This is a genomic window from Kitasatospora aureofaciens, from assembly GCF_001188955.3.
GTDB lineage: Bacteria > Actinomycetota > Actinomycetes > Streptomycetales > Streptomycetaceae > Kitasatospora > Kitasatospora aureofaciens.
The window spans coordinates 190,608-217,291 of the sequence record NZ_JPRF03000087.1 but is presented as its reverse complement, the minus strand read 5'-3'; the positions used below and the strand labels follow the sequence as shown (position 1 = coordinate 217,291).

The 26,684-nt window shown below is 71.8% G+C and carries 26 protein-coding genes; 9 read left to right on the top strand and 17 right to left on the bottom strand.

Annotated features, from left to right (window positions below):
* Positions 1–176: 176 nt before the first annotated feature.
* From HS99_RS38165 to HS99_RS38155, 3 genes are all read left to right on the top strand, one after another.
* Positions 177–1,547, top strand: coding sequence for a TerD family protein (locus HS99_RS38165; RefSeq protein ID WP_232543130.1), 1,371 nt, complete (start codon positions 177–179; stop codon positions 1,545–1,547).
* Positions 1,548–1,773: 226 nt separating this feature from the next.
* Complete coding sequence (locus tag HS99_RS38160) at positions 1,774–2,739, top strand: SGNH/GDSL hydrolase family protein (protein WP_030557658.1); 966 nt, start codon at positions 1,774–1,776, stop codon at positions 2,737–2,739.
* A gap of 66 nt (positions 2,740–2,805) precedes the next feature.
* Positions 2,806–3,294 carry a GNAT family N-acetyltransferase gene (locus HS99_RS38155; protein WP_030290217.1) on the top strand — a complete coding sequence of 163 codons (489 nt, stop codon included), beginning with the start codon at positions 2,806–2,808 and terminating at the stop codon, positions 3,292–3,294.
* 3 nt (positions 3,295–3,297) lie between these two features.
* Here HS99_RS38155 and HS99_RS38150 read toward each other — a convergent pair whose 3' ends face one another.
* Positions 3,298–3,990, bottom strand: a complete 693-nt coding sequence (locus tag HS99_RS38150) for an RraA family protein (RefSeq protein WP_030557659.1) — start codon at positions 3,988–3,990, stop codon at positions 3,298–3,300.
* A 147-nt stretch (positions 3,991–4,137) separates the two neighbouring features.
* On the opposite strand from HS99_RS38150, the gene HS99_RS38145 reads away from it, so the two are divergent.
* On the top strand, positions 4,138–4,731 hold the full coding sequence (locus HS99_RS38145; protein ID WP_030557661.1) for a Uma2 family endonuclease: 594 nt from the start codon (positions 4,138–4,140) through the stop codon (positions 4,729–4,731).
* A gap of 72 nt (positions 4,732–4,803) precedes the next feature.
* Here the strand turns inward: HS99_RS38145 and HS99_RS38140 are convergent, their stop codons facing one another.
* The 4 genes from HS99_RS38140 to HS99_RS38125 all read right to left on the bottom strand — a co-directional run bounded on the left by HS99_RS38140 (position 4,804) and on the right by HS99_RS38125 (position 9,545).
* Positions 4,804–5,733, bottom strand: a complete 930-nt coding sequence (locus HS99_RS38140) for a proline dehydrogenase family protein (RefSeq protein ID WP_030290220.1) — start codon at positions 5,731–5,733, stop codon at positions 4,804–4,806.
* 159 nt (positions 5,734–5,892) lie between these two features.
* A complete protein-coding gene (pruA, locus tag HS99_RS38135) occupies positions 5,893–7,521 on the bottom strand; it encodes an L-glutamate gamma-semialdehyde dehydrogenase (protein WP_030290221.1) in 1,629 nt (542 codons plus the stop codon).
* 177 nt (positions 7,522–7,698) lie between these two features.
* Positions 7,699–8,952, bottom strand: a complete 1,254-nt coding sequence (locus HS99_RS38130) for an FAD-dependent oxidoreductase (RefSeq protein WP_030557662.1) — start codon at positions 8,950–8,952, stop codon at positions 7,699–7,701.
* Entirely contained in the window at positions 8,949–9,545 is a 597-nt protein-coding gene (locus tag HS99_RS38125) for a PadR family transcriptional regulator (RefSeq protein ID WP_030290224.1), read from the bottom strand. Before HS99_RS38125 ends, HS99_RS38130 begins: the two co-directional genes overlap by 4 nt.
* A gap of 157 nt (positions 9,546–9,702) precedes the next feature.
* On the opposite strand from HS99_RS38125, the gene HS99_RS38120 reads away from it, so the two are divergent.
* Positions 9,703–11,304, top strand: a complete 1,602-nt coding sequence (locus HS99_RS38120; RefSeq protein ID WP_037831397.1) for a PucR family transcriptional regulator — start codon at positions 9,703–9,705, stop codon at positions 11,302–11,304.
* Between the two features lie 118 nt (positions 11,305–11,422).
* Here the strand turns inward: HS99_RS38120 and HS99_RS38115 are convergent, their stop codons facing one another.
* Positions 11,423–12,598, bottom strand: a complete 1,176-nt coding sequence (locus tag HS99_RS38115) for a hypothetical protein (protein WP_030598934.1) — start codon at positions 12,596–12,598, stop codon at positions 11,423–11,425.
* A 136-nt stretch (positions 12,599–12,734) separates the two neighbouring features.
* On the opposite strand from HS99_RS38115, the gene HS99_RS38110 reads away from it, so the two are divergent.
* Positions 12,735–13,193, top strand: a complete 459-nt coding sequence (locus HS99_RS38110) for a VOC family protein (protein WP_046387349.1) — start codon at positions 12,735–12,737, stop codon at positions 13,191–13,193.
* 28 nt (positions 13,194–13,221) lie between these two features.
* On the opposite strand, the gene HS99_RS38105 is transcribed toward HS99_RS38110, so the two are convergent.
* Positions 13,222–14,859, bottom strand: a complete 1,638-nt coding sequence (locus HS99_RS38105; protein ID WP_094743064.1) for a hypothetical protein — start codon at positions 14,857–14,859, stop codon at positions 13,222–13,224.
* A gap of 327 nt (positions 14,860–15,186) precedes the next feature.
* Between HS99_RS38105 and HS99_RS38100 the strand changes: the two genes are divergently transcribed.
* Positions 15,187–16,518 (top strand): MFS transporter, encoded by a 1,332-nt coding sequence (locus HS99_RS38100; protein ID WP_050366536.1) that lies wholly within the window; start codon positions 15,187–15,189, stop codon positions 16,516–16,518.
* 77 nt (positions 16,519–16,595) lie between these two features.
* Here HS99_RS38100 and HS99_RS38095 read toward each other — a convergent pair whose 3' ends face one another.
* From HS99_RS38095 to HS99_RS38060, 8 genes are read right to left on the bottom strand one after another with little or no spacing between them, the layout of a single operon-like run.
* Positions 16,596–16,973, bottom strand: a complete 378-nt coding sequence (locus tag HS99_RS38095) for a metal-sulfur cluster assembly factor (protein WP_223885951.1) — start codon at positions 16,971–16,973, stop codon at positions 16,596–16,598.
* 22 nt (positions 16,974–16,995) lie between these two features.
* Positions 16,996–17,448 carry a Fe-S cluster assembly sulfur transfer protein SufU gene (gene sufU / locus HS99_RS38090; RefSeq protein ID WP_030290235.1) on the bottom strand — a complete coding sequence of 151 codons (453 nt, stop codon included), beginning with the start codon at positions 17,446–17,448 and terminating at the stop codon, positions 16,996–16,998.
* A gap of 20 nt (positions 17,449–17,468) precedes the next feature.
* Positions 17,469–18,728: a cysteine desulfurase gene (locus HS99_RS38085; protein WP_030557667.1), complete on the bottom strand. Its 1,260-nt coding sequence runs from the start codon at positions 18,726–18,728 to the stop codon at positions 17,469–17,471.
* Positions 18,725–19,489, bottom strand: a complete 765-nt coding sequence (gene sufC, locus HS99_RS38080; protein WP_030290237.1) for a Fe-S cluster assembly ATPase SufC — start codon at positions 19,487–19,489, stop codon at positions 18,725–18,727. The genes HS99_RS38085 and sufC overlap by 4 nt, the downstream gene beginning before the upstream one ends.
* A 6-nt stretch (positions 19,490–19,495) precedes the next feature.
* Positions 19,496–19,813 carry a bifunctional 3-phenylpropionate/cinnamic acid dioxygenase ferredoxin subunit gene (locus HS99_RS38075; protein ID WP_030290238.1) on the bottom strand — a complete coding sequence of 106 codons (318 nt, stop codon included), beginning with the start codon at positions 19,811–19,813 and terminating at the stop codon, positions 19,496–19,498.
* Between the two features lie 5 nt (positions 19,814–19,818).
* Positions 19,819–21,048 carry a Fe-S cluster assembly protein SufD gene (gene sufD / locus HS99_RS38070; protein ID WP_030290240.1) on the bottom strand — a complete coding sequence of 410 codons (1,230 nt, stop codon included), beginning with the start codon at positions 21,046–21,048 and terminating at the stop codon, positions 19,819–19,821.
* 57 nt (positions 21,049–21,105) lie between these two features.
* Entirely contained in the window at positions 21,106–22,521 is a 1,416-nt protein-coding gene (gene sufB / locus HS99_RS38065; RefSeq protein WP_030290241.1) for a Fe-S cluster assembly protein SufB, read from the bottom strand.
* 9 nt (positions 22,522–22,530) lie between these two features.
* Positions 22,531–23,373: a helix-turn-helix transcriptional regulator gene (locus tag HS99_RS38060; protein WP_078657135.1), complete on the bottom strand. Its 843-nt coding sequence runs from the start codon at positions 23,371–23,373 to the stop codon at positions 22,531–22,533.
* Between the two features lie 164 nt (positions 23,374–23,537).
* On the opposite strand from HS99_RS38060, the gene HS99_RS38055 reads away from it, so the two are divergent.
* Together HS99_RS38055 and HS99_RS38050 are read left to right on the top strand one after the other, a co-directional pair.
* Positions 23,538–24,467, top strand: a complete 930-nt coding sequence (locus HS99_RS38055; protein ID WP_030290243.1) for an ABC transporter ATP-binding protein — start codon at positions 23,538–23,540, stop codon at positions 24,465–24,467.
* Between the two features lie 47 nt (positions 24,468–24,514).
* Complete coding sequence (locus HS99_RS38050) at positions 24,515–25,234, top strand: ABC transporter permease (protein WP_046387072.1); 720 nt, start codon at positions 24,515–24,517, stop codon at positions 25,232–25,234.
* Between the two features lie 71 nt (positions 25,235–25,305).
* On the opposite strand, the gene HS99_RS38045 is transcribed toward HS99_RS38050, so the two are convergent.
* Both HS99_RS38045 and HS99_RS48060 read right to left on the bottom strand, forming a co-directional pair.
* The gene (locus tag HS99_RS38045; RefSeq protein ID WP_063738014.1) at positions 25,306–25,986 is read right to left on the bottom strand and encodes an LAETG motif-containing sortase-dependent surface protein; all 681 of its coding nucleotides are present in this window, start codon (positions 25,984–25,986) and stop codon (positions 25,306–25,308) included.
* A gap of 400 nt (positions 25,987–26,386) precedes the next feature.
* Positions 26,387–26,521: a hypothetical protein gene (locus tag HS99_RS48060; RefSeq protein WP_267885565.1), complete on the bottom strand. Its 135-nt coding sequence runs from the start codon at positions 26,519–26,521 to the stop codon at positions 26,387–26,389.
* Positions 26,522–26,684: the final 163 nt, after the last annotated feature.

Below are 26,684 nucleotides of genomic sequence, written 5' to 3'. Positions count from 1 at the left end.
GGCCGGCCGGTTGATCCGGCCGGATCAACCGGCCCCGGAGGTCCGTCATATCGTCCGACGATCAGGCAGCTCACCGGGCTCATCCCCGCACCGACGTTCGTTACTGTGTGCAGCACCCGGCCCGGCGCCCCACGGGCGCCGGTCCGGGCCGTCGTTCCGCACCCGAGGAGGAGTCCTTGTCCACCGTCCTGACCCAAGGCGGCAACGCACCGCTGACCGCCGCGCGGGTGACCGTCGAGGTCACCGCGCCCAAGGCGCTGGACGTCTCCGGCCTGCTGCTGACCGACGCCGGCAAGGTCCGCTCGGACGCCGACTTCGTCTTCTTCAACGCCCCGCACGGGCCCGGCGTCAGCCTCCGCCCGGCCTCCGCCGGAGCACCGGACGCGATCACCGTCGACACCCCGGCCGTCCCGGCCGACATCAGCAAGGTCGTGATCACCGCCAGCCCGGCCGACCAGTCCGCCACCTTCGCCGGGATGGAGCCCACCGCGACCCTGCGGGACGCCGACACCGACGAGGTGCTGGTCACCTTCACCCCGCCCCGGCTGGGCCTGGAGACCGCGCTCATCGTGGTCGAGGTCTACCGGCGGAACGGGGTCTGGAAGGTGCGCGCGGTCGGCCAGGGCTACGCCGACGGCCTGGCGGGCATCGCCACCGACTTCGGCGTCACCGTCGACGACTCCCCCGCACCGACGCCTCAGCCGGCTCCGACCGAGGCCCCTGCCCCTGCCTCAGCTTCGCCGAGCGCGCCGACCGTCCAGATCCACTCCACCTCCGAGGTCGCCCCGCCCGCCCCGCCGCTTCCGGCGACCCCGCCGCTGCCGCCCGTCCCCCCGGCGCCGCCGGCTCCCCCGGTCGACCCCCGGATCGCCCTCGCCACCGTCCCGTCGATGCCCACCATGCCCACGATGCCCACCACACCCCCGGCTCCGGCAGCCCCGGCAGCGGCCCCGGAACCCGCCGAGCGCCCCAAGGTCACCCTGGACAAGGGCCGGGTCAGCCTGGTCAAGGGCAGCTCCGTCTCCCTGGTGAAGAACGGCCGGCCCTTCCTCTCCTCGGTCCGGATGGCCCTCGGCTGGGAGTCCGCCGCCCGCGGCCGGGACATCGACCTGGACGCCTCCTGCCTCGCCTTCGACGCCCGTCACCAGCGCCTGGAAACGGCCTGGTTCATGAAGCTGACCGTCTTCAACGGCGCGATCGCCCACTCCGGCGACAACCTGGTCGGCGGTGACGGCGGCGACGACGAGGCGATCACCGTCCACCTGGAGGGCCTGCCGGCCGAGGTCCACGCGTTGGTGTTCGTGGTCAACTCCTTCTCCGGCCAGAAGTTCACCGAGCTGCGCAACGCCTACTGCCGCCTGGTGGACGTCCGCACCGAGGAGGAGCTGGTCCGCTTCGACCTCACCCAGTCCGAGCCGCGCACCGGCGTGGTGATGTGCAAGCTGGTCCGCCGCCCCTCCGGCGAGTGGGAGATGACGGCGCTCGGCGAGTTCGTCGACGGCAAGACCGCCCGGGCGATGATCGAGCCCTCCGCCGCCCTCCTCTGATCCCCGAGGTCCGACCGCGAGGTCCGCACGGGCCGCAAGGTCCGTGGGCCCCACGGGCCCTGCGAATCCCTCGGAACCAACCCAGTCCCACAACGTCAAAGAGAAGCCAGAGAATTCACCCTCCCGAGACATCAAGTCGCCCACACATCGACTCGATTGACTCTCCGGGGGGTGAATCGCACTCTCCTCCGCACACCCGCACCAGTGCACCCGATGAGGAGAGACCGTGCGCCGCTTCCCGTCCCGCCTGGCCGTCGCCGGCGCCGCCGTCGTCCTCACCGCCGGCCTGATCGCCCCCACCGCCGCCCAGGCAGCCGCCAGGCCCGCCACCCGCGCCGGCACGCTGAAGTGGGCCGCCCTCGGCGACTCCTACACGGCGGGCATCATCGAGGCGACCGGCGCCCTGACCGCACCCCAGGACGGCTGTGCCCGTACCACCGGCTCGTACCCCGAGCTCATCCGCCGCGACCTGGGCTCCGGCGCCGACCTGCGCAACGTCAGCTGCAGCGGCGCCGCCACCCCGGACGTCTACGCGAACAAGCAGAGCCCGAACGGCCGCCCGCTCCCGCCGCTCGGCACCGACCCCAACGCCCCCTACCCGCCCGTCCCGCCGCAGGTCGACGCCGTCGACCCGGACACCCAGGTGATCACCGTCGGCATCGGCGGCAACGACCTCGGTTTCGCCGAGATCCTCAAGGACTGCATCGAACTCGGCGCCGCCCGCCTGGGCCTGGGCACGCCCTGCAAGGACAAGTACGACGCCCAGCTGCCCGGTCGGCTCGACCGGCTGCGCACCGGCTACAACGCCATGCTCGGCGCGCTGCAGACGAAGGCCCCGTCCGCGCGGATCTACACCGTCGGCTACCCGCACCTGATCCCCGAGAACGCCCGCCTCTGCCGGTACGGCAGCCTGCTGCAGTTCGCCACCTTCACCGCCGGAGACCTCGCCTGGGCCCGCACCCGCATCCTGGAGCCGCTCAACCTGGTCGTCGAGCAGGCGACCTCGGCCCAGCAGGACACGTACGTGGACCTCTACGCCGACTCCGCCGGGCACAGCGTCTGCGACGGCGACCACTGGCTGGACGGCGTGCTGACCAGCGTCGTCCCGCTCAAGTACGCCGTGGTGCACCCCAACGCCAGAGGCCAGGCCTTCGCCGCCACCCAGGTCGAGAACACCGTCCTCGGCGGCTGACCGGAACCCCCGGCACGCACCGGAAAACCCCTGGCCGGCCGACCGTTCGTCGATCATCCTGGTCCGATGCGCATCCGCGAAGCCACTCCCGAGGACTGGCCGGCCATCTGGCCGTTCTTCCAGACCGTCGTCGCCGCCGGCGAGACCTTCCCCTACCCCCTCGACATGCCGTCCGAGCTGGGCCGGGAGTGGTGGATGCACTCCGCCCCCGACCGCACGGTGGTCGCCGTCGACGAGGACGGTACGGTCCTCGGCACCGCGAACATGAACCGCAACCGCCCCGGCAACGGCGGCCACGTGGCCAGCGCCAGCTACCTGGTCGACCCGGCGCACCACGGCAAGGGCATCGGGCGGGCCCTGGTCGAGTACACCCTCGACTGGGCACGCCGGGCCGGGTTCCGCGCCATGCAGTTCAACGCGGTGGTCGCCAACAACCACCACGCCGTCAAGCTCTACCGGTCACTGGGCTTCGAGATCGTCGGCACCGTCCCCGAGGCCTTCCACCACCCCGTGGACGGCTACGTCGGCCTGCACGTCATGCACCGCCCGCTCTGACCCTCACTCCTCGATCGCCCCGCCGACCGTGCGCAGGTGCTGCCGGAAGCTGTAGCCCGGACGGGCCGCGCGCAGCTCCAGGTACTCGTCGAACCGGGTCTGCCCGCGCAGCGTGTCCCCGGCCGCGATCCGCTCGGCCTGCGCGCGCTCGGTCCGGGCGATCCCGGCGGCGGTCTCCAGCACCTCCTCGGCCCGGTCGGCCGGTACGAACAGCACCCCGTCCGCGTCCGCGAACACCACGTCCCCGGCGGTCACCAGGTGCGGCCCGACCCGCGCCGACACCAGCGCCTCCGGCTCCCTCCCGTCCAGCCGCAGCGGCCCCAGCGGCAGCGCGCCGTAGCTGAACACCGGCAGCCCGATCTCCACCAGCTCCGGCGTGTCCCGGTGCAGCCCCCACACCACGATCCCGGCCACCCCGGCGGCCCGCGCCTCCAGCACCGCGAGGTCCCCGATGCAGGCCTCGTCCGTCCGCCCGCCGTTGTCGATCACCAGCACGTCCCCGTCCCGCGCCGCCCCGTACACCTCCAGGAACACGTCCACGCTCCCGTAGTGCCGCACCGGAAGCACCCGCCCCGCCACCCGCGCCCCGGCGGTCACCGCCGCCACCCCCACCGGCGCCACCCGCACCCCCACCCCGAGCCGCACACACGCGTCCGCCACCAACGGCGTGGACAACCCCTCGAACTGCTTCAACATCCCCAACTCCTCTCACCAAGAACCCAGTTGACCAGCACCGGAATCCTACGCCGGGCTCAAACTCACACCATCGAGTGAAAGCCCACCGTGTACTGCACAACCGACCGAAGGGCGAATAGCGTGACGTCCATCCGAAGGAGGGGCATCATGAGTGCTGTGGCGCATGAGCAACCGATCACGAACTCCCCGTCGCAGGCCGACATCCTGCTGGAGAGCTTCCTGAGCCTGCACTCCCCCGAAGGCTTCCGGGCTGAGCTCATCGAGGGAGAAATCATCGTGGCACCACCGCCGGACGGCGATCACGAGGACTACATCGACCTGCTGATCGACCAGGTGAAGGCAAAGTCCAAGGTCCACATGCAAGTGTCCGGCAGCAAGGGTCTTCGTCTGGTGAGCGGCGGCCTCTGCCCGAAGAACCACGTCATCCCGGACGCCACCTTCGCCCCGAGAAGTCTCCGGCTCTTCCGTGGTGCTCCGTCCTGGATGGAACCCGACGGCATTGCGATGGTCGCCGAGATCACCTCGACCAAGCCTGACCTGGACCGCATCGCCAAGCGCCACTGCTACGCACGGGCCGGAATCCCGCTCTACCTGCTCGTCGACCGCGAGAAGTCCCAGATCAGCCTGTTCGGCAAACCCCACCGGGATGAGTACACCGAAGTGCATCTGGCCGCTTTCGGTGAGCCTCTCGCTCTGCCTGCGCCTTTCGAACTCGAGTTGGACACCAAGGACTTCCTCTGAGGAGCCCTCAACACGCGACGGCCCGCACCCCCCGTCAGGGGTGCGGGCCGTCGCGTTGCCCGGGCGCCCAGGTCAGTTGCGGGTGGCCATGGCGCGCAGGAAGAAGGTGAGGTTGGCGGGGCGCTCGGCGAGGCGGCGCATGAAGTAGCCGTACCACTCCTGACCGTACGGGAGGTAGACCCGCATGGTGTTGCCCTCGCCGGCGAGGCGCAGCTGCTCCTCGGGGCGGATGCCGTACAGCATCTGGTACTCGAAGGAGTCCCGGGTGCGGTTGTTCCACTGGGCCAGCTGGCCGGCGATCTTGATCATGTTGGGGTCGTGCGAGGCGATCATCGGATAGCCCTCGCCCGCCATCAGGACCTTCAGGGCGCGGACGTACGCGAGGTCGACCTCGTGCTTGCCCTGGAAGGCGACCGACTCGGGCTCCTTGTACGCGCCCTTGCACAGGCGCACGCGCGAGCCGGCGCCGGAGAACTCGCGGCAGTCGGCCTCGGTGCGGCGCAGGTAGGCCTGGAGCACGATGCCCAGCCAGGGGAAGTCCGCCCGCAGCTCCCGCGCGATGGCGAGGGTGGAGTCGGTGGTGGTGTGGTCCTCCATGTCGAGGGTCACCGTGGTGCCCGCGTCGGCGGCGGCCTCGCAGATGCGGCGGGCGTTCTCCAGCGCGATCTTCTCGCCGTCCACCGGCAGGAACTGGCCGACGGCCGACAGCTTGACCGACACCTCGGCACCGGCGGCGAGGCCGGTCTCCTTGAGGGCCTTGAGCAGGTGCTCGTACGCCTCGGCGGTGCCGGCGGCCTGGGCGGCGTCCTTGGTGTCCTCGCCCAGGTGGTCGAGGGTGACCTTGCGGCCGGTGGCGACCAGGTCGTCGCAGGCGGTGACGGCGTCGTCGAGGACGGCACCGGCGACGAAGCGCTCGACTATCGCGTGGGTCGGGGGGAACTTCTCGACCACGGTGCGGACCTGGGGGGACCGGGAGGCCGCGAGAAGGGCGGAACGGAGCATCGTGACTCCTGGAGCTGGTGTTTCCAAGGGTGGCAGAAAGAGGCCGGGGCGGCGGTACGGGGGTGAGCCGCCGCCCCGGCGGGGCGGCGCCCGGCTGCGGGACCGGGCGTCGCGGGTGACCGATGGCTTCTACAGCGGATCGATCGGCAGCAGGGCCGGTCAGCCCATGTGCGGGTAGCGGTAGTCCGTCGGCGGGACGAAGGTCTCCTTGATGGAGCGGGTCGAGGTCCAGCGCGCCAGGTTCTGCTTGGCACCGGCCTTGTCGTTGGTGCCGGAGGCCCGGCCGCCGCCGAAGGGCTGCTGGCCGACGACGGCGCCGGTCGGCTTGTCGTTGATGTAGAAGTTGCCGGCCGCGAAGCGCAGCTTGTGCATCGCGTCCTGGGCCGCCGCGCGGTCCTGGGAGATGATCGAACCGGTCAGGCCGTAGGCCGACACGGACTCCATCTGCGCCAGCATCTCCTCGTACTTCTCGTCCTCGTAGACGTACACGGCGAGGATGGGGCCGAAGTACTCGTCGCGGAAGTACTCCGAGGCCGGGTCCTGGCAGACCAGGACGGTCGGGCGGACGAAGTAGCCGACCGAGTCGTCGTAGGTGCCGCCGGCCAGGACCTCGACGGTGTCGTCGGCCTGGGCGCGGTCGATGGCGGCCTTGTTCTTGGCGAAGGCGCGCTCGTCGATGACGGCCGACATGAAGTTGGACAGGTCGGTGACGTCGCCCATGGTGAGGCCCTCGACCTCGGCGGCGAACTCGTCCTTGAGGCCGGCCCACAGCGAGGCGGGGACGTAGGCGCGGGAGAGCGCCGAGCACTTCTGGCCCTGGAACTCGAAGGCGCCGCGGGTCATCGCGGTCTTCAGCACGGCCGGGTCGGCGGAGGGGTGGGCGACCAGGAAGTCCTTGCCACCGGTCTCGCCGACGATCCGCGGGTAGGTGCGGTAGCCGGCGATGTTGTTGCCGACCTCGCGCCACAGGTGCTGGAAGGTGGCGGTGGAGCCGGTGAAGTGGATGCCGGCCAGCGCGGGGTGCTTGAGCGCCACGGCGGAGACGTCCAGGCCGTCGCCGGTCACCATGTTGATGACGCCCTTGGGCAGGCCGGCCTCCTCCAGCAGCTGCATCAGCAGGTGCGCGGAGTACTGCTGGGTCGGGGACGGCTTCCACAGCACCACGTTGCCCATCAGCGCGGGCGCGGTCGGCAGGTTGCCGGCGATCGCGGTGAAGTTGAACGGGGTGATCGCGTAGACGAAGCCCTCCAGCGGGCGGTGGTCGCTGCGGTTCCACACGCCGTCCGAGGAGATCGGCTGCTCGGCCATGATCTGGCGGGCGAAGTGCACGTTGAAGCGCAGGAAGTCGACCAGCTCACAGGGCGTGTCGATCTCGGCCTGCTGGGCGGTCTTGGACTGGCCGAGCATGGTGGCGGCGGCCAGGGTCTCGCGCCAGGGGCCGGCCAGCAGGTCGGCGGCCTTGAGGAAGATGGCGGCGCGGGAGTCGAAGGAGAGCGCCTGCCAGGCCGGGGCAGCGGCCAGGGCAGCGTCGATGGCGTCCTGCGCGTCGGCCTGGGTGGCGTTGCGCAGGGTGCCGAGCCGAGCCGCGTGGTTGTGCGGCTGGACGACGTGGATCTCGGTGCCGCCGCCCATCCGGCGCTCACCGTTGATCGTCATGGTCAGCTGGACCGGCTCCTGGCCGCCCAGCTCCTTCAGCTTGGCCTCCAGACGGGCCCGTTCGGGGCTGCCGGGGGCGTAGCTGTGGACCGGCTCGTTCACCGGCGCGGGGACCTGGGTCACAGCGTCCATAGAGCGCACGCTCTCCTTCGTTCATTGCGGGGGGATTGCCTGCGCGGGTCACACGCAGGCCACAGCACGAACGCTATTCCTGCGCGCCCGGCCACTTGATTGGCCGGGCGGCTAAATTCCCCCGTACGGCGTTGTCCGCCCCGACGAATCCGGTCACGCCGCGGTCACGACCGCCCGTCAGGCGGCGCGTCCGGCGCGCCTCACCGGCGTCACCGGGGCCACCCGCCGCTCCCAGTCGATCCGGTACCCGTGCACCGGGCGGAGCATCTTCTCCGGGCTCATGAAGGTCCGCATCATGATCGGCGCGACCAGCCGGAACACCATCCGCCCGACCGGCCCGGAGGCCTTCTGGTTGTTGGTGCGCTCGGCGTCGGCGGCGATCTTCTCCACCCGGGGCCGGCGCATCGCCTCGTACGCGGCGAAGGCCTCGGTGTGGTCGGGCAGGTCGCGCAGGCAGCGGGCGAGTTCGACGGCGCTCTCGACTGCCAGCGAGACGCCCTGTCCGGAGCTGTTGGACGGCGCGTGCACCGAGTCGCCGACCAGCACCATCCGGCCGCGGTGCCAGTGCGGGACGGACGGCATGATCTCCAGCCGGGGGAAGGTCTCGACCGTCCCGGCGTCCGCGACCCGCAGCACCTCACGGGCGGGCAGGTCGTCGGCGTGCAGCTCGCGGCAGCGGCGCAGCCAGTCCTCCGGGCTCACCGCGCGGACCTGCTCGTAGCTCAGCTGCTCGGGCTGCGGGATGTTGCTGAACCAGGCGGTGCCGCTGCCGTCGGCCAGGCCCCAGTAGCCGAAGAAGGCCCGGGCGCCGTTGGCGAAGTGCACGGTCTCGCCGCGTCCGGCCCGGCCGGGCAGCCGGTACGGGCTGTAGCCGCCGACGCCGAGCAGGCCGGTGTACCGGGCGGCGGGTGCGGCCGGGTCGATCAGGGTCCGGACGGTCGACCCGGTGCCGTCGGTGCCGATCAGCAGGTCGCCGGTGGCGCTGGTGCCGTCGGCGAAGTGCGCGGTGATGCCGTCGGCGGTCTCCTCGGCGCCCACCAGCCGTTTGCCGTGGCGCACTTCGAGGCCGGTCTCGCGCAGCCGGCGCTGCAGCACCTCGTACATCTCGGCGCGGCGCATCAGGCGCCCGCGCGGCAGGTCGGGCAGGCCCGCGAACTCGACCAGCACCCCGCCCTTGCCGTCCTCGATCACCATCGGGCCGACCGGCTGCCCGATCCGGCCGACCTCCGCCTCCAGCCCGACGACGGCGAGGGCGCCGAGCCCGTTGGGGGCGATCATGAAGGTCCCGCCGATGCCCTCGGCGGAGGTCTCGTAGGCCTCGAAGACCTCCGCCTCGATGCCGGCCCTGCGCAGGGCCAGCGCCATCACCGGGCCGGCGATGCCGCCGCCGATGACCAGGGCCTTCTTCCCCGACGTACGCGTGGTGCTCATTCCAGGCTCCTCATGAACTCCTGCAGGGTCCGATTGAAGTCCGGATCCCCGATCTGTCGGATGAGGTTCTCGGTGTAGCGGCGCTCCGCTTCCAGCAACGCGAGGGCGTACTCCTCCTCGACCACGAACATCGGGTGGACGCCCATGTCCTCGGCCTTGCGCAGCATGGCGCGCGAGGTGTCGATCCGCGCGTCCAGCGCCTCCAGCCGACGGCCGAGCAGCTCGGCCGACTCCTCGGTCGGAAGTACCACCAGCAGGCAGAGGGCCACCCCGAAGGCCGGGTACTCCTCCTGCGGTTCGGCGATCCACTCGCGCATCCAGTCCTGGAGCTCCGCCTGCCCCTCGGGCGTGACGGCGTAGACGGTGCGTTCCGGTCGCTGGGTGTCGCGGACGGTCTCCTGCTCGGCGACGAACCCGGCCTTCCGCAGCTGCTCCACGACCATGTAGAGCGAGCTGCGGTTGTACTTGATGTTGCGGTCCTTGCCGTGCTCCTTGAGCCGTCTGCCCATCTCGTACGGGTGCATCGGTTCGGCTCCGAGTTCGGCCAGGACCGCGAGGGCCAGCGGGTTCGAGACCTTGCGTCGCTTCGCCATGAGAACGTTCCTCATCACTTGGTCAGTACTGACTATCCATTCTCGGATAGTCAGAGTCAACTATTCAGGGGTAACCAACACCGGACGGCCCAGAACTCTGTCCACCCGGCTAAAATCAACCACACACCGTTGTCCGAGCGGATGAAGGAGGCCCGGAGTGACCACCCCCGGCCTTCCGCTCCGTGGGCTGCTGATGTCCCTGGGCGAGCCGCTGGTCGAACTCCAGGCCGCCCCACTGGGGTTGGACGTCCCCGTGCGCGACGTCGCGATCCTCGACCCGGAGGACCCGCCCACCGCCGCCGCAGGCGAGCTCGTCCTCGCGATCGGCGCCCGCGGCCGCGCCGCCCTCCCCGCCCTGCGCGCGGCCGGCCGGGCCGGCGCCGCCGCCGTCGCCGTCAAGCTGGACGCCCCCGGCCAGGCCGACGCCCTGCGCGAGGCCGCCACCGAGTCGGGCGTCGCCCTGCTCTCGGTGCGCCGCGAGACCCGCTGGGAGCACCTCGACTCGCTGGCCCGGGCGATCATCGCCGGCCCGGACGCCCCCGACTCCCCCGGCGCCCCCGAGCCCAACGCCGGCGACCTCTTCTCCCTCGCCCAGACCGTCGCCGTGCTCACCAACGGCATCGTCTCGATCGAGGACACCTCCAGCCGGGTGCTCGCCTACTCCCGCTCCTCCGACTCCGACGAGGTCGACGACCTGCGCCGGCTGTCCATCCTCGGCTGGCAGGGCCCGGAGCCGTACCTCTCCAAGCTCCGCGAGTGGGGCATCTTCCAGCACCTGCGCAGCTCGGACGCCCCGATCGCGGTCGAGCCGCACCCCGAACTCGGCCTGCGCCGGCGCCTCGCCGTCGGCATCCGGGCCGGGGCGCAGCCGCTCGGAACCATCTGGGTGCAGGAGGGCGCCCAGCCGCTGGCCCCGCTGGCCGAACAGGCCCTGGTCGGCGCGGCCCGGGTGGCCGCCGCCCAACTGGTGCGCCGCCGACGGGAACTGTCCGCCGACGTCCGGCTCACCCAGACCCTGCTGACCGGCCTGCTGGAGGGCTCCACCGGCCCCCAGTCGCTGGCCACCCACCTCGGCCTGGACCTGCGCCGCCCGGCCACCGTGCTGGCCTACAGCGCGCACACCACCGAGGCGCTGCACCGCTCCGACGTCACCGGCCTGATCTCGGTGCACACCGCCGCCCGGCACCGCACGGCGCTGCTCGCCCCGATCGAGTCCCGGGTCTACGTGCTGCTGCCCGAACTCCCGCCGGGCCTGCCGATGACCACCGTGCGCGGCTGGGCCGACGAGGTGGTCACCGCCGCGCGGGAACACCTCGGCGTGCCGCTGCGCGCCGCGATCGGCTCGACCGTCGAAGGCCTCTCCCAGGTGCCGGACTCCCGCGCCCAGGCCGACCGGATCCTGGACGCGATGGGCCGCGGCGGGGTGGACCTGGACGTCGCGGCGCTGATCGACGTCCAGGCCGAGGTGCTGGTCAGCGAGATGCTGGCGCTCCTCCAGGAGCGCGGCGGCCTGCGCGACCCGCGACTCACCGCGCTCACCGCGTACGACCGCCGGCACGGCACCCGGCTCGCCGAGTCGGTGCTCGCCTGGCTGGACGCGCTCGGCGAGGTCCGGGTCGCCGCCGACGCCCTGCACATCCACCCCAACACCCTGCGCTACCGGGTGCGCCGCGCCGAGCAGTTGACCGGCATCGACCTCGCCCAGCCGCAGCAGCGGCTGCTGGCGATGCTGCAACTGCGGCTGCCCGCGGACGAGTAGGTCCACGGGCAGCCGCCCGTACGCCGGGAAGGATCAAGCGCCGTGGCCCTGGCCCCGGCAAGGCTCAGGCGCGTCCCCGGTGGCGCCGGTCGTCGGTGCGCCCGTCCTTGTGCGCCGCTCAGCCGCGCCCGGCCCGCCACTGCTCCCAGGCCGACAGCCACAGCTGCTCCACCAGCCGCTGCTCCTCCCAGGCCCCTTCCCCGCCGCCGCCCGGCCGCTCCCGCCACAGCTGCTCCCAGGCCCGCTGGGCCGGCAGGCTGGCCACCTCACTGGCGAACACCGTGTACCGGACGACCTCCTCGACCGCCGCCTCCCCCTCCGGCGTGCCGACCAGCCAGTGCGTCTGCTGCGACAGCCGGTTGAGGTGGTTGACCATCGAGGTCACCGCCGCCGCGGCCTCCTCCCGGGTCTCCGTGGCGAGCCGCATCTGCTGGCGCACCGCCGTCTCCCAGCGCTCCGCGCAGACGTCCCCGCGCAGCCCGCGAGGCAGCCTCGGCGTACGCCCGACCCGTACCTGCGCCTCGATCGCGGCGGCCTCCGCGATGCTCTGGGCGATCAGCTCCCGGTGCGCCTCCAGCCCCACGGCGGGCGGCAGTTCGCGTTCCTCGACCGGTACGTACCGGGCCCGTCGGGAGGCGAGGTCGCGCAGCAGCTCGGTGCGCCCGCGCAGGTAGCACTCGAAGTCCCCGATGCCGCCGAGCTCCACGCGGCCAGGGGGCAGCCCGCGCCCGCACACCGTGACGGCCTGCCCGCCGACCCGCAGCCGCCCGGCCCAGACCTGCCCGGCCGACCCGCTGCCGCCCGACGCCACCGGCCGGTCCTCGTGCACCTCGATCGCGCAGTACTCGCCGTCCACGGTGATCCACTCGCGCAGCGCCCGCACCTGGCCCGGCCCGTCGCCCTCGTCGATGCCCAACTGCTCGTAGACCCGGTCGCGTTCGTCCTCGACCACGTCCTCCAGCTCGGGCAGCACCTCGCAGCCGTCGGCCCCCGGCCGGTAGGTGCGCACGGTCACGTACGGTCCGGCCGCGGTGGTCCAGTCACCGACCTGCACCTCGACCCAGCGCAGCTCGCCGCCGCAGGTCTCGAAGGCCGCCAGCGCCTCGCCGCGGCCCGTCGGCCCGGCCACGCCGTACACCGGGAAGTCCACCGCGGCGAGGGTCCGGCGGGAGAACTCCTCCTGGCCGGCGAAACGATCCTGCCCGCCCGGCCCGTCCGGCCCCGACCGCTCGGCGTTCCACTCCCGGGGTTCCTGGGACCTTCCGCCGCTCTCCCGCACCATCCTGTGCCGCACCCCCGAGTCCTCGCGCCCGCACCGCTGACGCCACCTTACGTGGCCGCAGCTGCCGGGTCATCAGCTCGACTGCCGGACGGGGGCGGTGGCCGTGTCAGCGGTGCCGGTTGTCAGCCGCCCTCCCTACGCTGGCGACATGACAGCACAGAACAGCGCAGCCCGGGCCGCCTTCCCCGCCCGGATCAGCATCGTCACCCTCGGTGTCTCCGACCTCGACCGCAGCGCCCGCTTCTACGAGGACCTCGGCTGGAAGCGCTCCTCCGCCTCCAGCCCGGAGATCGTCTGGTTCCGCACCGCCGACTCGGTGCTCGGCCTCTTCCCCAGCGAGGAGCTGGCCGCCGACGCGGGCGTGCCCGCCACCGGCGAACCCTCCTTCCGCGGCGTCACCCTCGCGGTGAACCTGGAGTCCCCCGAGCTGGTGGACGCCGCGCTGCGGACGGCGGTCGAGGCCGGTGCCGTGGTGGTCAAGCCGCCGGTCCCGACCAGCTGGGGCGGCTACTCCGGCTACTTCGAGGACCCGGACGGGCACCTGTGGGAGCTGGCCCACAACCCGTTCTTCCCCTTCACCGAGGACGGCTCCCTGGACCTCCCGTAGGGGCCGAGCCCCTCAGGAACCAGGCGGCTCAGCCCTTGGACCGCGCCTTGAAGGCCGCCTTGCGCGCCTCCTTGGCCACCGCCCGGTCCGTGTGCAGTTCCCCGATCGCCTCCAGGACGTCCGCCGTGTACGGGTGGTCGACCCGCCACAGCTCACCGAACCACGCGGCCGGATCGCCCTTCACCGGCAGGTCGGTGACCAGCTCGCGCAGCAGCGCGGCATCGCCACCGCTGTCCAGCAGCTGGGCGGCGAAGGTGTCGACCACCGTCCACAGCGCCATCGTCCGGTCCGGCACCGGCACGTCCGTCGCGCCCAGCGCGGACAGCCAGGCCCGGGCCGAACCGCCCAGCTCCGGGTCGTCCAGCACCTCCCGCACGGCGGGCTCGGCCTCCGCCCCCAGCAGGTTCAGCGCCGAGACGCACAGCATCCGGCGCAGCGGACCGTACGCGTCGTCGCCGCGCGCCGCGGCCAGCAGCTCGCGCGCCGCCGGCAGCGGCTCCCGGCCCGCGACCCAGACCCGCAGCTCCTCCTCCGGGAGCACGTTGGCCGACTCGCACACCCCGCGCAGCAGCTCGGCGGCGTCCCCCTGGGCCAGGTCCCCGACCAGCGGCGCGTCGTAGCCGTCCTCCAGCAGCCACTGCCGGATGCCGTACTGGCCCAGCGGGGTGAGCCGGACCAGCCCGAAGCGGGCCGACTCCTCCTCGTCCAGCGGCGCCTCGCCGACGACGGGCTCCTCGCCCTCCTCCTCGTCGAACAGCTCCGGGTCGATCGGACGGTAGTCCAGCAGACCCAGCTCGGCGAGGTCGCCCAGCATCGGGTCCAGCGCGACCATCACGTCCGTGATGTCGCCGAGCAGCTCCTCGCTCGGCTCCTCGCCCTCCGGCACCACCAGCAGCGCGGCCAGCACGCCGAGCGGGACGGTCTCGTTGCCGGGGTCGGCGAAGGCGGTGGTCTCGTACAGCACCTGCAGCGCCTCGTCGAGCAGCTCGGCGGCGGCGTCCCGGGCCTCCTCGACCTCGTTCAGGCCGTCCTCGTCCTCCTCGCCGCCCTCCTCGGGGGTGGGCTCCCCGCCCTCCTCCGCTTCCTCCCCGGCTTCCTCCTCCGGCAGCGAGTCCGCCTCCACCGCCAGCTCCCGGACGATCCCGGCCGCGGTCAGCCACAGCTCCAGGACGGTGTCCGGGTCCCCCTGCTCGGCGGGCTCCAGGTCCGGCCCCGGCACCGCGACGTGCTCGCCGTCCTTGGTCGTGCCCAGCTCCACCAGATCCAGGTCACAGGCCAGCGACCAGGCCCGCAGCGCCTCGACCTCGGCCTCCTCCGGCACCTCGCCCTCGGCGGGGGCCAGCCCCAGCAGCCGGGCCGCGGGCCCCCGGTCCTCCTCGACCAGGTCGCCGAACTCGTCCACCGTCCGGTGCGGGGCCGCCCAGCGGGCCAGCGCCAGCGCGTAGCCGAACATCGGGACGGCCTTGGCCTGCTCGGCCAGCTCCTGCTCCGTGGGCAGCTTCACCGGCGGCACCAGGACCGCCGCGTCGTCCAGGTCCTCGTCGTCGAGGCCGTGCGCGGCGAACGCCCCGTAGAGGTCCTGCAGCTCCAGGTCCGCGGGCAGGACCGCCTCGGCCGCGCCCTCCCCCGCCGAAGCCCCACCGTTCTTCCGACGTCGTCCGGCCATCGTTGTGCGCTCTCCCTCAGCCAGCGGTCAGCTCGAACAGCTCCGCGTACCCGATCTACCACCTCAGCGTATAGGCCGGGCACCCCCGATGCCCGGCCGCAAGGGGCGCTCACAGGGGCGCGCGCCGCATCCGTGCGCCCACCCTTTATCCTTCGCAATGGTGTCTGCGCACACCCCGTGCAGTCCCACCGGGCAACGAAGCCCGAATCCTCAGCTCATCCGCTCCACCAGGGAGCCCCGCACCGCGGCCACACCACAGCGCCTCAGGACGGGCGCACCGGCACACCCCGCCGACCCGGTGGTGCCCTGCCACAGGAGACCCCTCACATGGCGGACCTCTCCCCCGCCGGCTCCGGCCTGCGCACCGCGCAGCTCGACGGACGCCGACTGTCGGAGGCCCTGCTCCCCCTGGAGCTCGCGCCGCGCGCCCAGCTCCAGCTCGCCGCGATCAGCCGCTGGAACGCACTGCGCGGAGTCCGCGTCGGCCTGGTCGCCGCCGCCCTGCTGTTCATGCTGATCGGCGCCAACCTGGCGACGCCGATCTATCCGCTCCTCCAGCAGCGCCTCGGACTCGGCCCGCTCGACACCACGATCCTCTTCACGATCTACGTCTTCGCGCTGGTCCCGGTGCTGGCCGTGGTCGGCCACTGGTCCGACCACCTCGGCCGCCGCGCCCTGATCCTGCCCGCCGTCGCGCTGGCCGCCGCGGGCGACGTCGTGTTCGCCACCTCCGGCAGCTTCTGGCAGCTCGCCCTCGGCCGGGCCGTCCAGGGCATCGCCGTCGGCCTGTCCACCGGCGCCGCCGGGGCCGCCCTCGGCGACCTGCTGCCCGGCCATCCGACGCTCGCCGCCAAGCTCACCCTGGCCTGCTCGGCGGGCGGCGTCGCCCTCGGCCCGGTCGTCGGCGCCCTGCTGTCCGGCGGCCAGGACCCGCTGATGACCCCGTTCCTGCTGCACGCCATCGCCCTGCTCGCGCTCTGCGTGCCGCTGGCCCTCGTCCACCCCCGCATGCCCGGCCGCAACCGCCCGCCGGCGTCCCCGCCGCGCATCACCACCCCGGCCCACCTGCGCCCCCAGCGCCTGCGGCTGCCGCGCACCGGCCGCCGCGAGTTCCTGCTGGCCTCCTCGGCCGGCTTCATCTCCTACGCGGTCTTCGGCGTCTACCTCAGCCTGGCCCCGGCCTTCGCCGCCAAGCTGCTGCACACCCCCTCCCACCTCGTCGGCGCCATCGTGGCCGCCCTGCTGCTCGGCTCCTCGGCCGCCGCCCAGCTGATCGTGCCCCCGACCTCCGACCGTCTGGTCATCTCCCTCGGCATGACCGGCCTGGCCGCCGGTCTCGCCCTGGTCGTCGCCGCCGGCTACACCGGCACCCCTGCCCTGCTCTTCATCGGCAGCGTCCTCGGCGGCGCCTGCCAGGGCGTGGCGTTCCGCTCCCTCTTCACCACCGCCGTCGCCGCGATGAACCCGGAACGCCGGGGCTCCGAGATGAGCTCCCTGTGGATCATCGTCTACCTCGGCAGCTCCCTCCCCATCGTCGCCGTGGGCGCCCTGGTCAAGAGCTACGGCCTCCTCCCCGCCGTCAGCGGCTTCGCCACCGTCGCCGCCCTCCTCTGCGCGGCCCTCGCAGTGGCCGTCGCCCGCAAGCCCAAGCAGGCCTGACCCGCGTACGACGAAACGCCGCTGCCCGGGACTTCCGAAAAAGTCCCGGGCAGCGGCGTGCGGTACGGCGAAAGCCCTCAGACGTTGAAGCCCAGCGCCCGCAGCTGCTCGCGCCCGTCGTCGGTGATCTTGTCCGGGCCCCACGGCGGCATCCAGACCCAGTTGATGCGCAGGTCCTGCACCAGGCCGTCGGTGGCGGTCTTGGCCTGGTCCTCGATGACGTCGGTCAGCGGGCAGGCCGCCGAGGTGAGCGTCATGTCGATGGTGGCCACGTCGGACTCGTCGATGTGGATGCCGTAGATCAGGCCCAGGTTGACGACGTCGATGCCCAGTTCGGGGTCGACGACGTCCATCAGGGCCTCGGTCAGGTCCTCGACCGAGACGGTGCCGGCCGTGGTGCCGACGATGCCGCCGTTCGGCTGCTCCTCCACTGCGGAGGGGGTTTCGTCACTCATTGGTTCTGTCCTCCTCTGCAGGTCAGTCGTTCACGGCGGGGTTCTGGGCGAGCGCCTGGGCGGTGGCGTCCTTCCAGGCCATCCAGCTGAGCAGGGCGCACTTGACCCGGGCGGGGTACTTGGAGACGCCGGCGAAAGCGACGGCGTCCTCCAGCACCTCCTCGTCGCCCTCGCCCTGGCCCTTGCTCTGCATGAGCTCCAGGAAGGCTTCCTGGACTGCCTGCGCCTCGCCGACGGTCTTGCCGACCACCAGGTCGTTCAGCACCGAGGCGCTGGCCTGGCTGATCGAACAGCCCTGGGACTCGTACGAGACGTCGGCGACGTTCGCGCCGTCGAGCTTCACCCGGAGGGTGATCTCGTCGCCGCACGTCGGGTTGACGTGGTGCACCTCGGCGTCGCCGTCCCGCAGCCCCTTGCCGTGCGGGTTGCGGTAGTGGTCCAGGATGATGTCCTGGTACATCGAGTCGAGCTTCATGATCGTCCTGCCCTGTCCCCTCAGCCGAAGAAGTTCCGGACGTGGTGCAGGCCGTCGATCAGCGCGTCGACCTCGCCCGGCGTCGAGTACAGGTAGAACGACGCCCGCGTGGTCGCCGGAATTCCGTACCGCAGGCAGACCGGCCGCGCGCAGTGGTGCCCGACGCGCACGGCGATGCCCTGCTCGTCCAGCACCTGGCCCACGTCGTGCGGGTGGATGTCGCCGAGGGTGAAGGAGATCGCGGCGCCGCGGTCCACGGCCGTGCGGGGACCGATAATCCGCAGGTCCGGGACCTCCAGCAGGCGCTCCACCGCGTACTCGGTGATCGCGTGCTCGTGCGCGGCGATCCTGTCCATGCCGATGGCCGACAGGTAGTCGATGGCCGCGCCCAGCCCGACCGCCTGGGCGATCGGCGGGGTGCCGGCCTCGAACTTGTGCGGCGCCGGGGCGTAGGTGGACGAGCCCATGGTGACGGTCTCGATCATCTCGCCGCCGCCGAGGAACGGCGGGAGGTCCTCCAGCAGCTCCTGGCGGCCCCAGAGCACGCCGATACCGGTGGGGCCCAGCATCTTGTGGCCGGTGAAGGCGACGAAGTCGGCCTCCAGCGCCTGCACGTCCAGCACCATGTGCGGCGCGGCCTGCGAGGCGTCGATGACGACCAGCGCGCCGACGGCCTGGGCCCGGCGGACGATCGCCTCGACCGGGTTGATCGTGCCGAGCAGGTTGGAGACCAGGGTGAAGGAGACGACCTTGGTCTTCTCGGTGATCAGCTCGTCGATGTTCGACAGGTCGAGCCGGCCCTCGTCGGTCAGCCCGAACCACTTGAGCTTCGCACCGGTGCGCTGCGACAGCAGCTGCCACGGCACGATGTTGGAGTGGTGCTCCATCTCCGTGATCACGATCTCGGAGTCGGCGTCCACCTTGTACGGCTCATCGGCCCAACCGAGCATGTTGGCCACGAGGTTGAGCGACTCGGAGGCGTTCTTGGTGAAGATCACCTCGTTGCGGCTCGGCGCGTTGACGAAGGCCGCGACCTTGTCGCGGGCGCCCTCGTACATCGCCGTGGCCTCCTCGGCGAGCACGTGCACGCCGCGGTGGACGTTGGCGTTGTGCCGCTCGTAGTAGGCGTTCAGCGCCTCCAGCACCTGTCGCGGCTTCTGCGAGGTGGCCGCGTTGTCCAGGTAGACCAGCGGCTTCTCCTCGTGCACCAGACGCTGCAGGACCGGGAAGTCCTTGCGGATCGCGTCGGTGTCGAGCAGACCGGTAAAGGTATGGGTCACTCGGACGCGCCGCCCTTCACATACGCCTCGTAGCCCTCGTTCTCCAGCTTGTCGGCGAGCTCGGCGCCGCCGGACTCGACGATGCGGCCGCCCGCGAAGACGTGGACGTAGTCGGGCTTGATGTACCGCAGGATGCGGGTGTAGTGAGTGACCAGCAGGGTGCCGACCTCGCCGGTCGAGCGGACCCGGTTGATGCCCTCGGAGACGATCCGCAGCGCGTCGACGTCCAGGCCGGAGTCGGTCTCGTCGAGGATCGCGATCTTCGGCTTGAGCAGCTCGAGTTGGAGGATCTCGTGGCGCTTCTTCTCACCGCCGGAGAAGCCCTCGTTGACGTTGCGCTCGGCGAAGGCCGGGTCCATCTGCAGGGCGGCCATCGCCTCCTTGACCTCCTTGACCCACAGCCGCAGCTTGGGGGCCTCGCCGCGGACGGCGGTGGCGGCGGTGCGCAGGAAGTTGGAGACCGAGACGCCCGGGACCTCGACCGGGTACTGCATGGCCAGGAAGACACCGGCCTTGGCACGCTCGTCGACGGACATCTCCAGGACGTCCTCGCCGTCCAGCAGCACCGAGCCGCCGGTCACGGTGTACTTGGGGTGGCCGGCCAGCGAGTAGGCCAGGGTGGACTTGCCGGAGCCGTTCGGACCCATGATGGCGTGGGTCTCGCCCTGCTTCACGGTCAGGTCGACGCCCTTCAGGATCTCGCGCGGGCCGTTCTCGGCCTCGACGGAGACGTGCAGGTCGCGGATTTCAAGGGTTGCCATGTGTACTCAGGACTCCTGGTTGACGGAGACGAGCACATCGTCCCCTTCGATCTTTACGGGGTAGACAGCGACCGGCTTGGTGGCGGGCAGGCCGGAGGGCTTGCCGGTGCGCAGGTCGAAGCTGGAGCCGTGCAGCCAGCACTCGATCATGCAGTCCTCGACCTCGCCCTCGGAGAGCGAGACGTTCGCGTGCGAGCAGGTGTCGTTGATCGCGAACACCCCCTCGCCGGTGCGGACGATCGAGACCGGCACGCCGTTGAGGTCCACGCGCTTGGGCACGTCCTCCTGGAGGTCGCTCAGCGCGCAGGCACGGAGGAAGCTCATCGGGTTCAGACCGCCGCTTCCAGCTCGGCGTCGATCTTCTCCATGAGCTGCTCCTGGACCTCGGCCACGCCGATCTGCTGCAGCAGCTCGGCGAAGAAGCCGCGGACCACCAGACGGCGGGCCTCGTCGGCCGGGATGCCGCGGGCCATCAGGTAGAACAGCTGCTCGTCGTCGAAGCGGCCGGTCGCCGAGGCGTGGCCGGCGCCGACGATCTCGCCGGTCTCGATCTCCAGGTTGGGGATCGAGTCGACCCGGGCGCCGTCGGTGAGCACCAGGTTCCGGTTGAGCTCGTAGGTGTCGGTGCCGAGCGCGGCGGCGCGGATCAGCACGTCGCCGACCCAGACCGCGTGGGCGTCCTGACCCTGCAGCGCGCCCTTGTACGCCACGTTCGACCGGCAGTGCGGCGTGTCGTGGTCGATGATCAGGCGGTGCTCCAGGTGCTGGCCGGCGTCGGCGAAGTACAGGCCGAACAGCTCGGCCTCGCCGCCGGGGCCGGCGTAGTTGACCCGCGGGTGCAGGCGGACCAGGTCGCCGCCGAAGGTGACGACCACGGACTTGAACGAGGCGTCCCGGCCGACCAGCGCGTTGTGCTGGGCGACGTGGACGGCGTCCCGCTCCCAGTCCTGCACGGAGACGAAGGTGAGCTTGGCGCCGTCGCCGACCAGGAGTTCGACGTTGGCGGCCCGGGTGCCGGTGCCCACGTGGTTGAGCACCACGACGGCCTCGGCGAACGGCTTGACGTCGATCACCACGTGGGCGAAGCGGACCCCGCCCTCGGCGCGCACGTCGATCTTGACCGGCTCGGTCAGCACCGCGTCCTTGGGAACGGTGACCACGAGCGCCTGCTCGAAGGCGCTGAAGGCCTGCGCGGCGACCCGGTCGACCGGCGTGCCGGCCTTGCCCAGGCGCGCGTCGTCCCGGCCGACGGTCTCGGCGGTGACGCCGTCCGGCAGCGCGAACTCGACCTTGTCCTCACCGCGCTCGGCGGCGGCTGCGGTCCCGTCGTGCAGCCCGCCGAGGCGGTGCAGCGGGGTGAACCGCCAGTCCTCCTCGCGGCCGTGCGGCACCGGGAAGTCGTTCACGTCGAAGGACGGCTTGACCGCGACGCGCGCGTCGATCGGCTGCTGGACCGCGGTCCGGCCGGTGCCGGGGCCGGCGAGCTGCGCGCCCGCGCCGGCGGTGCCGACCTCGATCGAACCGGCGGTGGTGGAGCCGGTGGTGTTCTGCTCAGCCATGGCTGTTCGTAGTGCTCTCTTCCTCGGAAATCAGTGGACGGCGGTGGCGGCCGGGGGTCAGCCGACCGCGCCCTCCATCTGCAGCTCGATCAGCCGGTTGAGCTCCAGCGCGTACTCCATCGGCAGCTCGCGCGCGATCGGCTCGACGAAGCCGCGGACGATCATCGCCATCGCCTCGGTCTCGGTCAGGCCGCGGCTCATCAGGTAGAACAGCTGGTCCTCGCTGACCTTGGAGACGGTCGCCTCGTGGCCCATGGACACGTCGTCCTCTCGGACGTCCACGTAGGGGTAGGTGTCCGAACGGGAGATCGTGTCGACCAGCAGCGCGTCGCACAGCACGTTGGACTTGGCGCCGTGCGAGCCCTCGCCGATCTCGATCAGACCGCGGTAGGAGGTCCGGCCGCCGCCGCGCGCCACCGACTTGGAGACGATGTGCGAGGAGGTGTTCGGCGCCATGTGCACCATCTTGGCGCCGGCGTCCTGGTGCTGGCCCTCGCCCGCGAAGGCGATCGACAGGGTCTCGCCCTTGGCGTGCTCGCCCATCAGGTAGACGGCCGGGTACTTCATGGTGACCTTGGAACCGATGTTGCCGTCGACCCACTCCATGGTCGCGCCCTCGTACGCCACGGCGCGCTTGGTGACCAGGTTGTAGACGTTGTTCGACCAGTTCTGGATGGTCGTGTAGCGGCAGCGGCCGCCCTTCTTGACGATGATCTCGACGACCGCCGAGTGCAGCGAGTCGGAGGAGTAGATCGGCGCGGTGCAGCCCTCGACGTAGTGGACGTAGGCGTCCTCGTCGACGATGATCAGCGTCCGCTCGAACTGGCCCATGTTCTCGGTGTTGATCCGGAAGTAGGCCTGGAGCGGGATGTCGACGTGCACGCCCTTCGGCACGTAGATGAAGGAGCCGCCGGACCACACGGCCGTGTTCAGCGCGGCGAACTTGTTGTCGCCGGCCGGGATGACGGTGCCGAAGTACTCCTTGAACAGCTCCGGGTGCTCGCGCAGCGCGGTGTCGGTGTCCAGGAAGATGACGCCCTGCTCCTCCAGGTCCTCACGGATCTGGTGGTAGACGACCTCGGACTCGTACTGGGCGGCGACACCGGCGACCAGGCGCTGCTTCTCCGCCTCCGGGATGCCCAGCTTGTCGTAGGTGGCCTTGATGTCCGCGGGCAGGTCCTCCCAGGACTCGGCCTGCTTCTCGGTGGAGCGGACGAAGTACTTGATGTTGTCGAAGTCGATGCCGGAGAGGTCGGAACCCCAGGTGGGCATGGGCTTCTTGCCGAACAGCTTCAGGCCCTTGAGCCGCAGGTTCAGCATCCACTCGGACTCGTTCTTCTTCGCGGAGATGTCGCGGACGACCTCCTCGCTGAGCCCGCGCTTGGCCGCGGCACCGGCGGTGTCCGGGTCGGCCCAGCCGTACTCGTAATTGCCCAGGCCCTCGAGCTCCGGGTGCGAAACGGTGTCAGTCATGCGAGCTTCCTAACGCGCGGACGCAGAATCTTCGGTGGACGTACCGGCAGTCGGCACTGCATCGGAGCCGTGGCCCGCGGAACGCTGGGAGGGCGACGATGCGGCACCGGGTGCCGGCACATAGGTGGTGCAGACCCCGTCGCCGTGGGCGATGGTGGCCAGCCGTTGCACATGGGTGCCCAGGAGCTGGGAGAAGACCTCGGTCTCCGCCTCGCAGAGCTGCGGGAACTGCTCGGCGATGTGCGCGACCGGGCAGTGGTGCTGGCAGAGCTGGGCGCCCGCCGGGGCCTTGGCCACGGCCGACGGGACACGCCGCACCGTGGCAGCGTACCCGTCCGCACTCAGCGCCTCGGCGAGGGCCTCGGGACGCTCCCCGGCCTCGGCCCGCCGCAGGGTCTCCCGGTACTTCTCGCCCTGCTTGCCGAACCGGGCGCGTGCGAAGGCGGCGACCGCCTCCTCGCCCGCCTTGCCGCCGCCGACCGAGTCCGAGATCCAGCGCAGCGCGTCGGCCGCGAGCTGGTCGTAGGCCTGGTAGAAGGCGTCCCGGCCGCCGTCGGTGAGAGCGAAGACCTTGGCCGGCCGACCACGGCCCCGGCTGCCGTAGACCCGCTGCTCGCGGGACTCGACCAGGCCGGCGGCGGCCAGTCCGTCGAGGTGGCGGCGGACGGCGGCGGCGGTGAGGCCGAGCCGGTTCGCCAGGTCGGCGGCGGAGGAGGGGCCGTGGTCCAGGATCGACCGGGCGACCCGGTCACGGGTGGCGCGGTGGCCCTCCAGCAGCACCTCGGCCGCCGTCACGGGCACGTCGCAGTGGGAGACCGACTCGGCCTCCTGCTGCTGGGCGTGCTCGCGCATGTTTTTCACAACACCAGTGTTGCGTAATTGCTTCCGCCAGGACAAGCCGTGATCCACGCCTCACCGGTGTCATCTGTCACGCAGGTAAGCCTTACCTGATCAGCGGAAACGATCACCAAGGCCGGTGTCCGGTCCGCCCGTTCGGTCCTCTTAGACTCGCCGGTATGAACCCCGTACCCGCGGTAGAGATCGCCGGGCTGGTCAAGCGCTACGGCGACAAAGCCGCGGTGGACGGCCTCGACCTCACCATCGCCCGCGGCGCGATCACCGCCGTCCTCGGCCCCAACGGCGCCGGCAAGACCACCACCATCGAGACCTGCGAGGGCTACCGCCGCCCCGACGCCGGCACCGTCCGCGTCCTCGGACTCGACCCGGCCACCCAGAGCGCCGCGCTGCGGCCCCGGATCGGCGTCATGCTCCAATCGGGTGGCGTCTACGCGGGCGCGCGCGCCGTCGAGATGCTGCGGCACACCGCCAAGCTGCACGCCCACCCGCTGGACGTCGACGCCCTGGTCGAGCGCCTCGGCCTCGGCTCCTGCGGCCGCACCACCTACCGCCGGCTCTCCGGCGGCCAGCAGCAGCGGCTCGCCCTCGCGATGGCCGTGGTCGGCCGCCCCGAGCTGGTCTTCCTGGACGAGCCCACCGCAGGCCTCGACCCGCAGGCCCGCCGCGCCACCTGGGAGCTGGTCCGCGACCTGCGCCGGGACGGCGTCACCGTGGTCGTCACCACCCACCACATGGACGAGGCCGAGCAGCTCGCCGACCACGTCGCCGTCGTCGACCGCGGCAAGGTCATCGCGAACGGCACCACCGAGGAGCTCTGCCGCGGCGGCGCCGAGGACGCCCTGCGCTTCGACGGCCCGCCCGGACTCGACCTCGGACCGCTGCTCAAGGAACTGCCCGCGGGCGCCACCGCCGCCGAGACCGCCCCCGGCCAGTACCGCGTCGCGGCGCCCGTCGACCCCAGCAGGCTGCTGGCCACCGTCACCGGCTGGTGCGCGGCCTCCGGCATCCTGCCCGAACGGCTGTCCGTCCAGCGCCGCAGCCTCGAAGACGTCTTCCTCGACCTGACCGGACGGGAGCTCCGCTCGTGACCACCGTGGACTACTCCCCGAAGCCGGGGGCGGCGCCGGTCGGCCGGATGCTGCTCGCCCAGACCGCGTTCGAGACCCGGATGCTGCTGCGCAACGGCGAGCAGCTGCTGCTCACCGTGGTCATCCCGACCGTACTGCTGGTGCTGTTCTCCGCCGTCGACGTCGTCGCGGTGGAGGGCCCCGGCAAGCGGGTCGACTTCCTGGCGCCCGGCCTGCTCGCGCTGGCCGTGATGTCCACCGCCTTCACCGGCCAGGCCATCGCCACCGGCTTCGAGCGCCGCTACGGCGTGCTCAAGCGGCTCGGCGCCAGCCCGCTGCCGCGCTGGACGCTGCTGACCGCCAAGACCGGCTGCGTGCTGGTCACCGAGGTGTTGCAGGTCGCCCTGCTGTCGGTGATCGCGCTGGCGCTCGGCTGGTCCCCGCACGGCAACCCGCTGGCCGTCGCCGCCCTGCTGGTCCTGGGCACCGCCGCCTTCTCCGGGCTCGGCCTGCTGATGGCCGGCACCCTCAGGGCCGAGGCGACGCTGGCCGCCGCCAACCTGGTGTTCATCCTGCTGCTGCTGGCCGGCGGGGTGATCGTGCCGCTCGGCAAGTTCCCCGGCGCGGTGCGGTCGGTGCTGGAGCTGCTTCCCATCTCGGCGCTCTCGGACGGGCTGCGCTCCGTGCTCCAGCAGGGTGCCGGGGTGCCCTGGTCGGACCTCGGCGTCCTGGGCGCCTGGGCCGTCCTCGGGCTGGCAGCGGCCGCGCGGTTCTTCCGCTGGGAGTGAGTCCCTCCTCGACGCAACGCGCGACGCCCCCGACCTGTTGAGGCCGGGGGCGTCACGCGTTCGGGCGCGGGTCAGCCCTGGCTGCCGCCGCGGCGCTTGCGGGCGAGCAGCACCAGCGCGCCGCCGACCAGCAGCACGCCGCCGCCGGCCGCCGCGATCATCGGGGTGGCGTCGCTGCTACCGGTCTGGGCGAGCGCCGGGGCGCTGGTGGCGGGGGCCGGCGCCGGAGCGGCCGGGGTCTGGCTGGGGGTGGGGGTCGCCGACGGGGTCCTGCTCGGGGTGGGCGTGGCCGACGGGGTCTGGGTCGGCGTCGGGGTGGGGGTGGGGGTGGGAGTGGGCGTCTTGGTGGGGGTCGGGGTGGGCGTCGGCGTCGGGGTGTGGCACGGCGCGATGGTCTTGGTCTCGTCGACGTTCCAGCCCTTCTCGGCCGGGGTCTCGGTGGTCTTCACCACCAGGTGCGCCGTGACCGGGGCGTCGTGGTCCTTCACCGGGAAGGTGCCGTGGAACTCCGCCGGGAACTCCTTGGCGTCCAGGACCTTCTCGTCGCCGACGGTCAGGCTGACGGTGTTCTTCACGTCAGGCTTGGGGCTGTAGTTGATCAGGTCGATCACGACCTTGTCGCAGGTCACCGACCAAGTCGGCACGTGCGCCGAGGCGTTGGTGGCCAGCGCCAGGGGAAGGAGGAATCCGGCCGCCGCCGTGCCGGCGAGTGCCGTCGCACCGATCCGAATGTGCCGCTGCTGTCGCGCCATTACGCTGTTCCCCTCCGAACGGTCTTGCGCAGCAGGCGCGTTGAGTGGTTCGCGGTGGCCCACTACGACATGTCCGGGGGACTCTACCGGCAGTCCCGCACCGAGCCACACCCCGCCGTGCGACCGGATTTCGCCTGTCGGTCCGTTCCCGGATGTGCTTGACCAGCCCATCACGGCTGCGACCTCGCAGAACACGGCTTCGGCGAACTTGAATGAACTTCGTCACTTCGGCCACAGAGCAGCGCCCTCGGCGATCGGACTCGATCACCTAGGGCGCAATGTCGATCACTCGACGAACGGGGCGGAGCGTTCCGACGGCTCAGGCCTTCCGTTCAGGCCGGTTCAGGCTGGTTCAGGCCGGTTCAGGTCTCCGGGCCGAGCCGGTTCCGGCCCTCCTGGTTCAGACCCTGCCAGCCACCTTGCGCCGGGCCACCGCCCCGATCCTGCCACCGGCCGCCAGCACCACGGCACCGCCGATCGCCAGCGGCAGCGAGCCGCCGACCGCGAGCGCGACGGCTGAGGCGGGTATGCGCATGTGCAGGCTCTGCTGGAACGGATGCGGGGGGCGGCGGAGGAACGAGCCGAAAAGGTATGGACCATTCCGCACTCTTTCGGCCTGTCGGGCAATTGGTCAAGACCACTCACCGCCATGTCCGAACAGTCCGGTTTGTGTCACCGGTCACTCCGGCCCCGCCCCG

Coding starts and splice junctions, on each gene's coding strand:
- HS99_RS38155 (WP_030290217.1), top strand. CDS start 2,806: ATGCGCATCCGCGAAGCCACTCCCGAGGACTGGCCGGCCATCTGGCCG.
- HS99_RS38150 (WP_030557659.1), bottom strand. CDS start 3,990: ATGTTGAAGCAGTTCGAGGGGTTGTCCACGCCGTTGGTGGCGGACGCG.
- HS99_RS38145 (WP_030557661.1), top strand. CDS start 4,138: ATGAGTGCTGTGGCGCATGAGCAACCGATCACGAACTCCCCGTCGCAG.
- HS99_RS38140 (WP_030290220.1), bottom strand. CDS start 5,733: ATGCTCCGTTCCGCCCTTCTCGCGGCCTCCCGGTCCCCCCAGGTCCGC.
- pruA (WP_030290221.1), bottom strand. CDS start 7,521: ATGGACGCTGTGACCCAGGTCCCCGCGCCGGTGAACGAGCCGGTCCAC.
- HS99_RS38130 (WP_030557662.1), bottom strand. CDS start 8,952: ATGAGCACCACGCGTACGTCGGGGAAGAAGGCCCTGGTCATCGGCGGC.
- HS99_RS38125 (WP_030290224.1), bottom strand. CDS start 9,545: ATGGCGAAGCGACGCAAGGTCTCGAACCCGCTGGCCCTCGCGGTCCTG.
- HS99_RS38110 (WP_046387349.1), top strand. CDS start 12,735: ATGACAGCACAGAACAGCGCAGCCCGGGCCGCCTTCCCCGCCCGGATC.
- HS99_RS38105 (WP_094743064.1), bottom strand. CDS start 14,859: ATGGCCGGACGACGTCGGAAGAACGGTGGGGCTTCGGCGGGGGAGGGC.
- HS99_RS38100 (WP_050366536.1), top strand. CDS start 15,187: ATGGCGGACCTCTCCCCCGCCGGCTCCGGCCTGCGCACCGCGCAGCTC.
- HS99_RS38095 (WP_223885951.1), bottom strand. CDS start 16,973: ATGAGTGACGAAACCCCCTCCGCAGTGGAGGAGCAGCCGAACGGCGGC.
- sufU (WP_030290235.1), bottom strand. CDS start 17,448: ATGAAGCTCGACTCGATGTACCAGGACATCATCCTGGACCACTACCGC.
- sufC (WP_030290237.1), bottom strand. CDS start 19,489: ATGGCAACCCTTGAAATCCGCGACCTGCACGTCTCCGTCGAGGCCGAG.
- HS99_RS38075 (WP_030290238.1), bottom strand. CDS start 19,813: ATGAGCTTCCTCCGTGCCTGCGCGCTGAGCGACCTCCAGGAGGACGTG.
- sufD (WP_030290240.1), bottom strand. CDS start 21,048: ATGGCTGAGCAGAACACCACCGGCTCCACCACCGCCGGTTCGATCGAG.
- sufB (WP_030290241.1), bottom strand. CDS start 22,521: ATGACTGACACCGTTTCGCACCCGGAGCTCGAGGGCCTGGGCAATTAC.
- HS99_RS38060 (WP_078657135.1), bottom strand. CDS start 23,373: ATGCGCGAGCACGCCCAGCAGCAGGAGGCCGAGTCGGTCTCCCACTGC.
- HS99_RS38055 (WP_030290243.1), top strand. CDS start 23,538: ATGAACCCCGTACCCGCGGTAGAGATCGCCGGGCTGGTCAAGCGCTAC.
- HS99_RS38050 (WP_046387072.1), top strand. CDS start 24,515: ATGCTGCTCGCCCAGACCGCGTTCGAGACCCGGATGCTGCTGCGCAAC.
- HS99_RS38045 (WP_063738014.1), bottom strand. CDS start 25,986: ATGGCGCGACAGCAGCGGCACATTCGGATCGGTGCGACGGCACTCGCC.
- HS99_RS48060 (WP_267885565.1), bottom strand. CDS start 26,521: ATGCGCATACCCGCCTCAGCCGTCGCGCTCGCGGTCGGCGGCTCGCTG.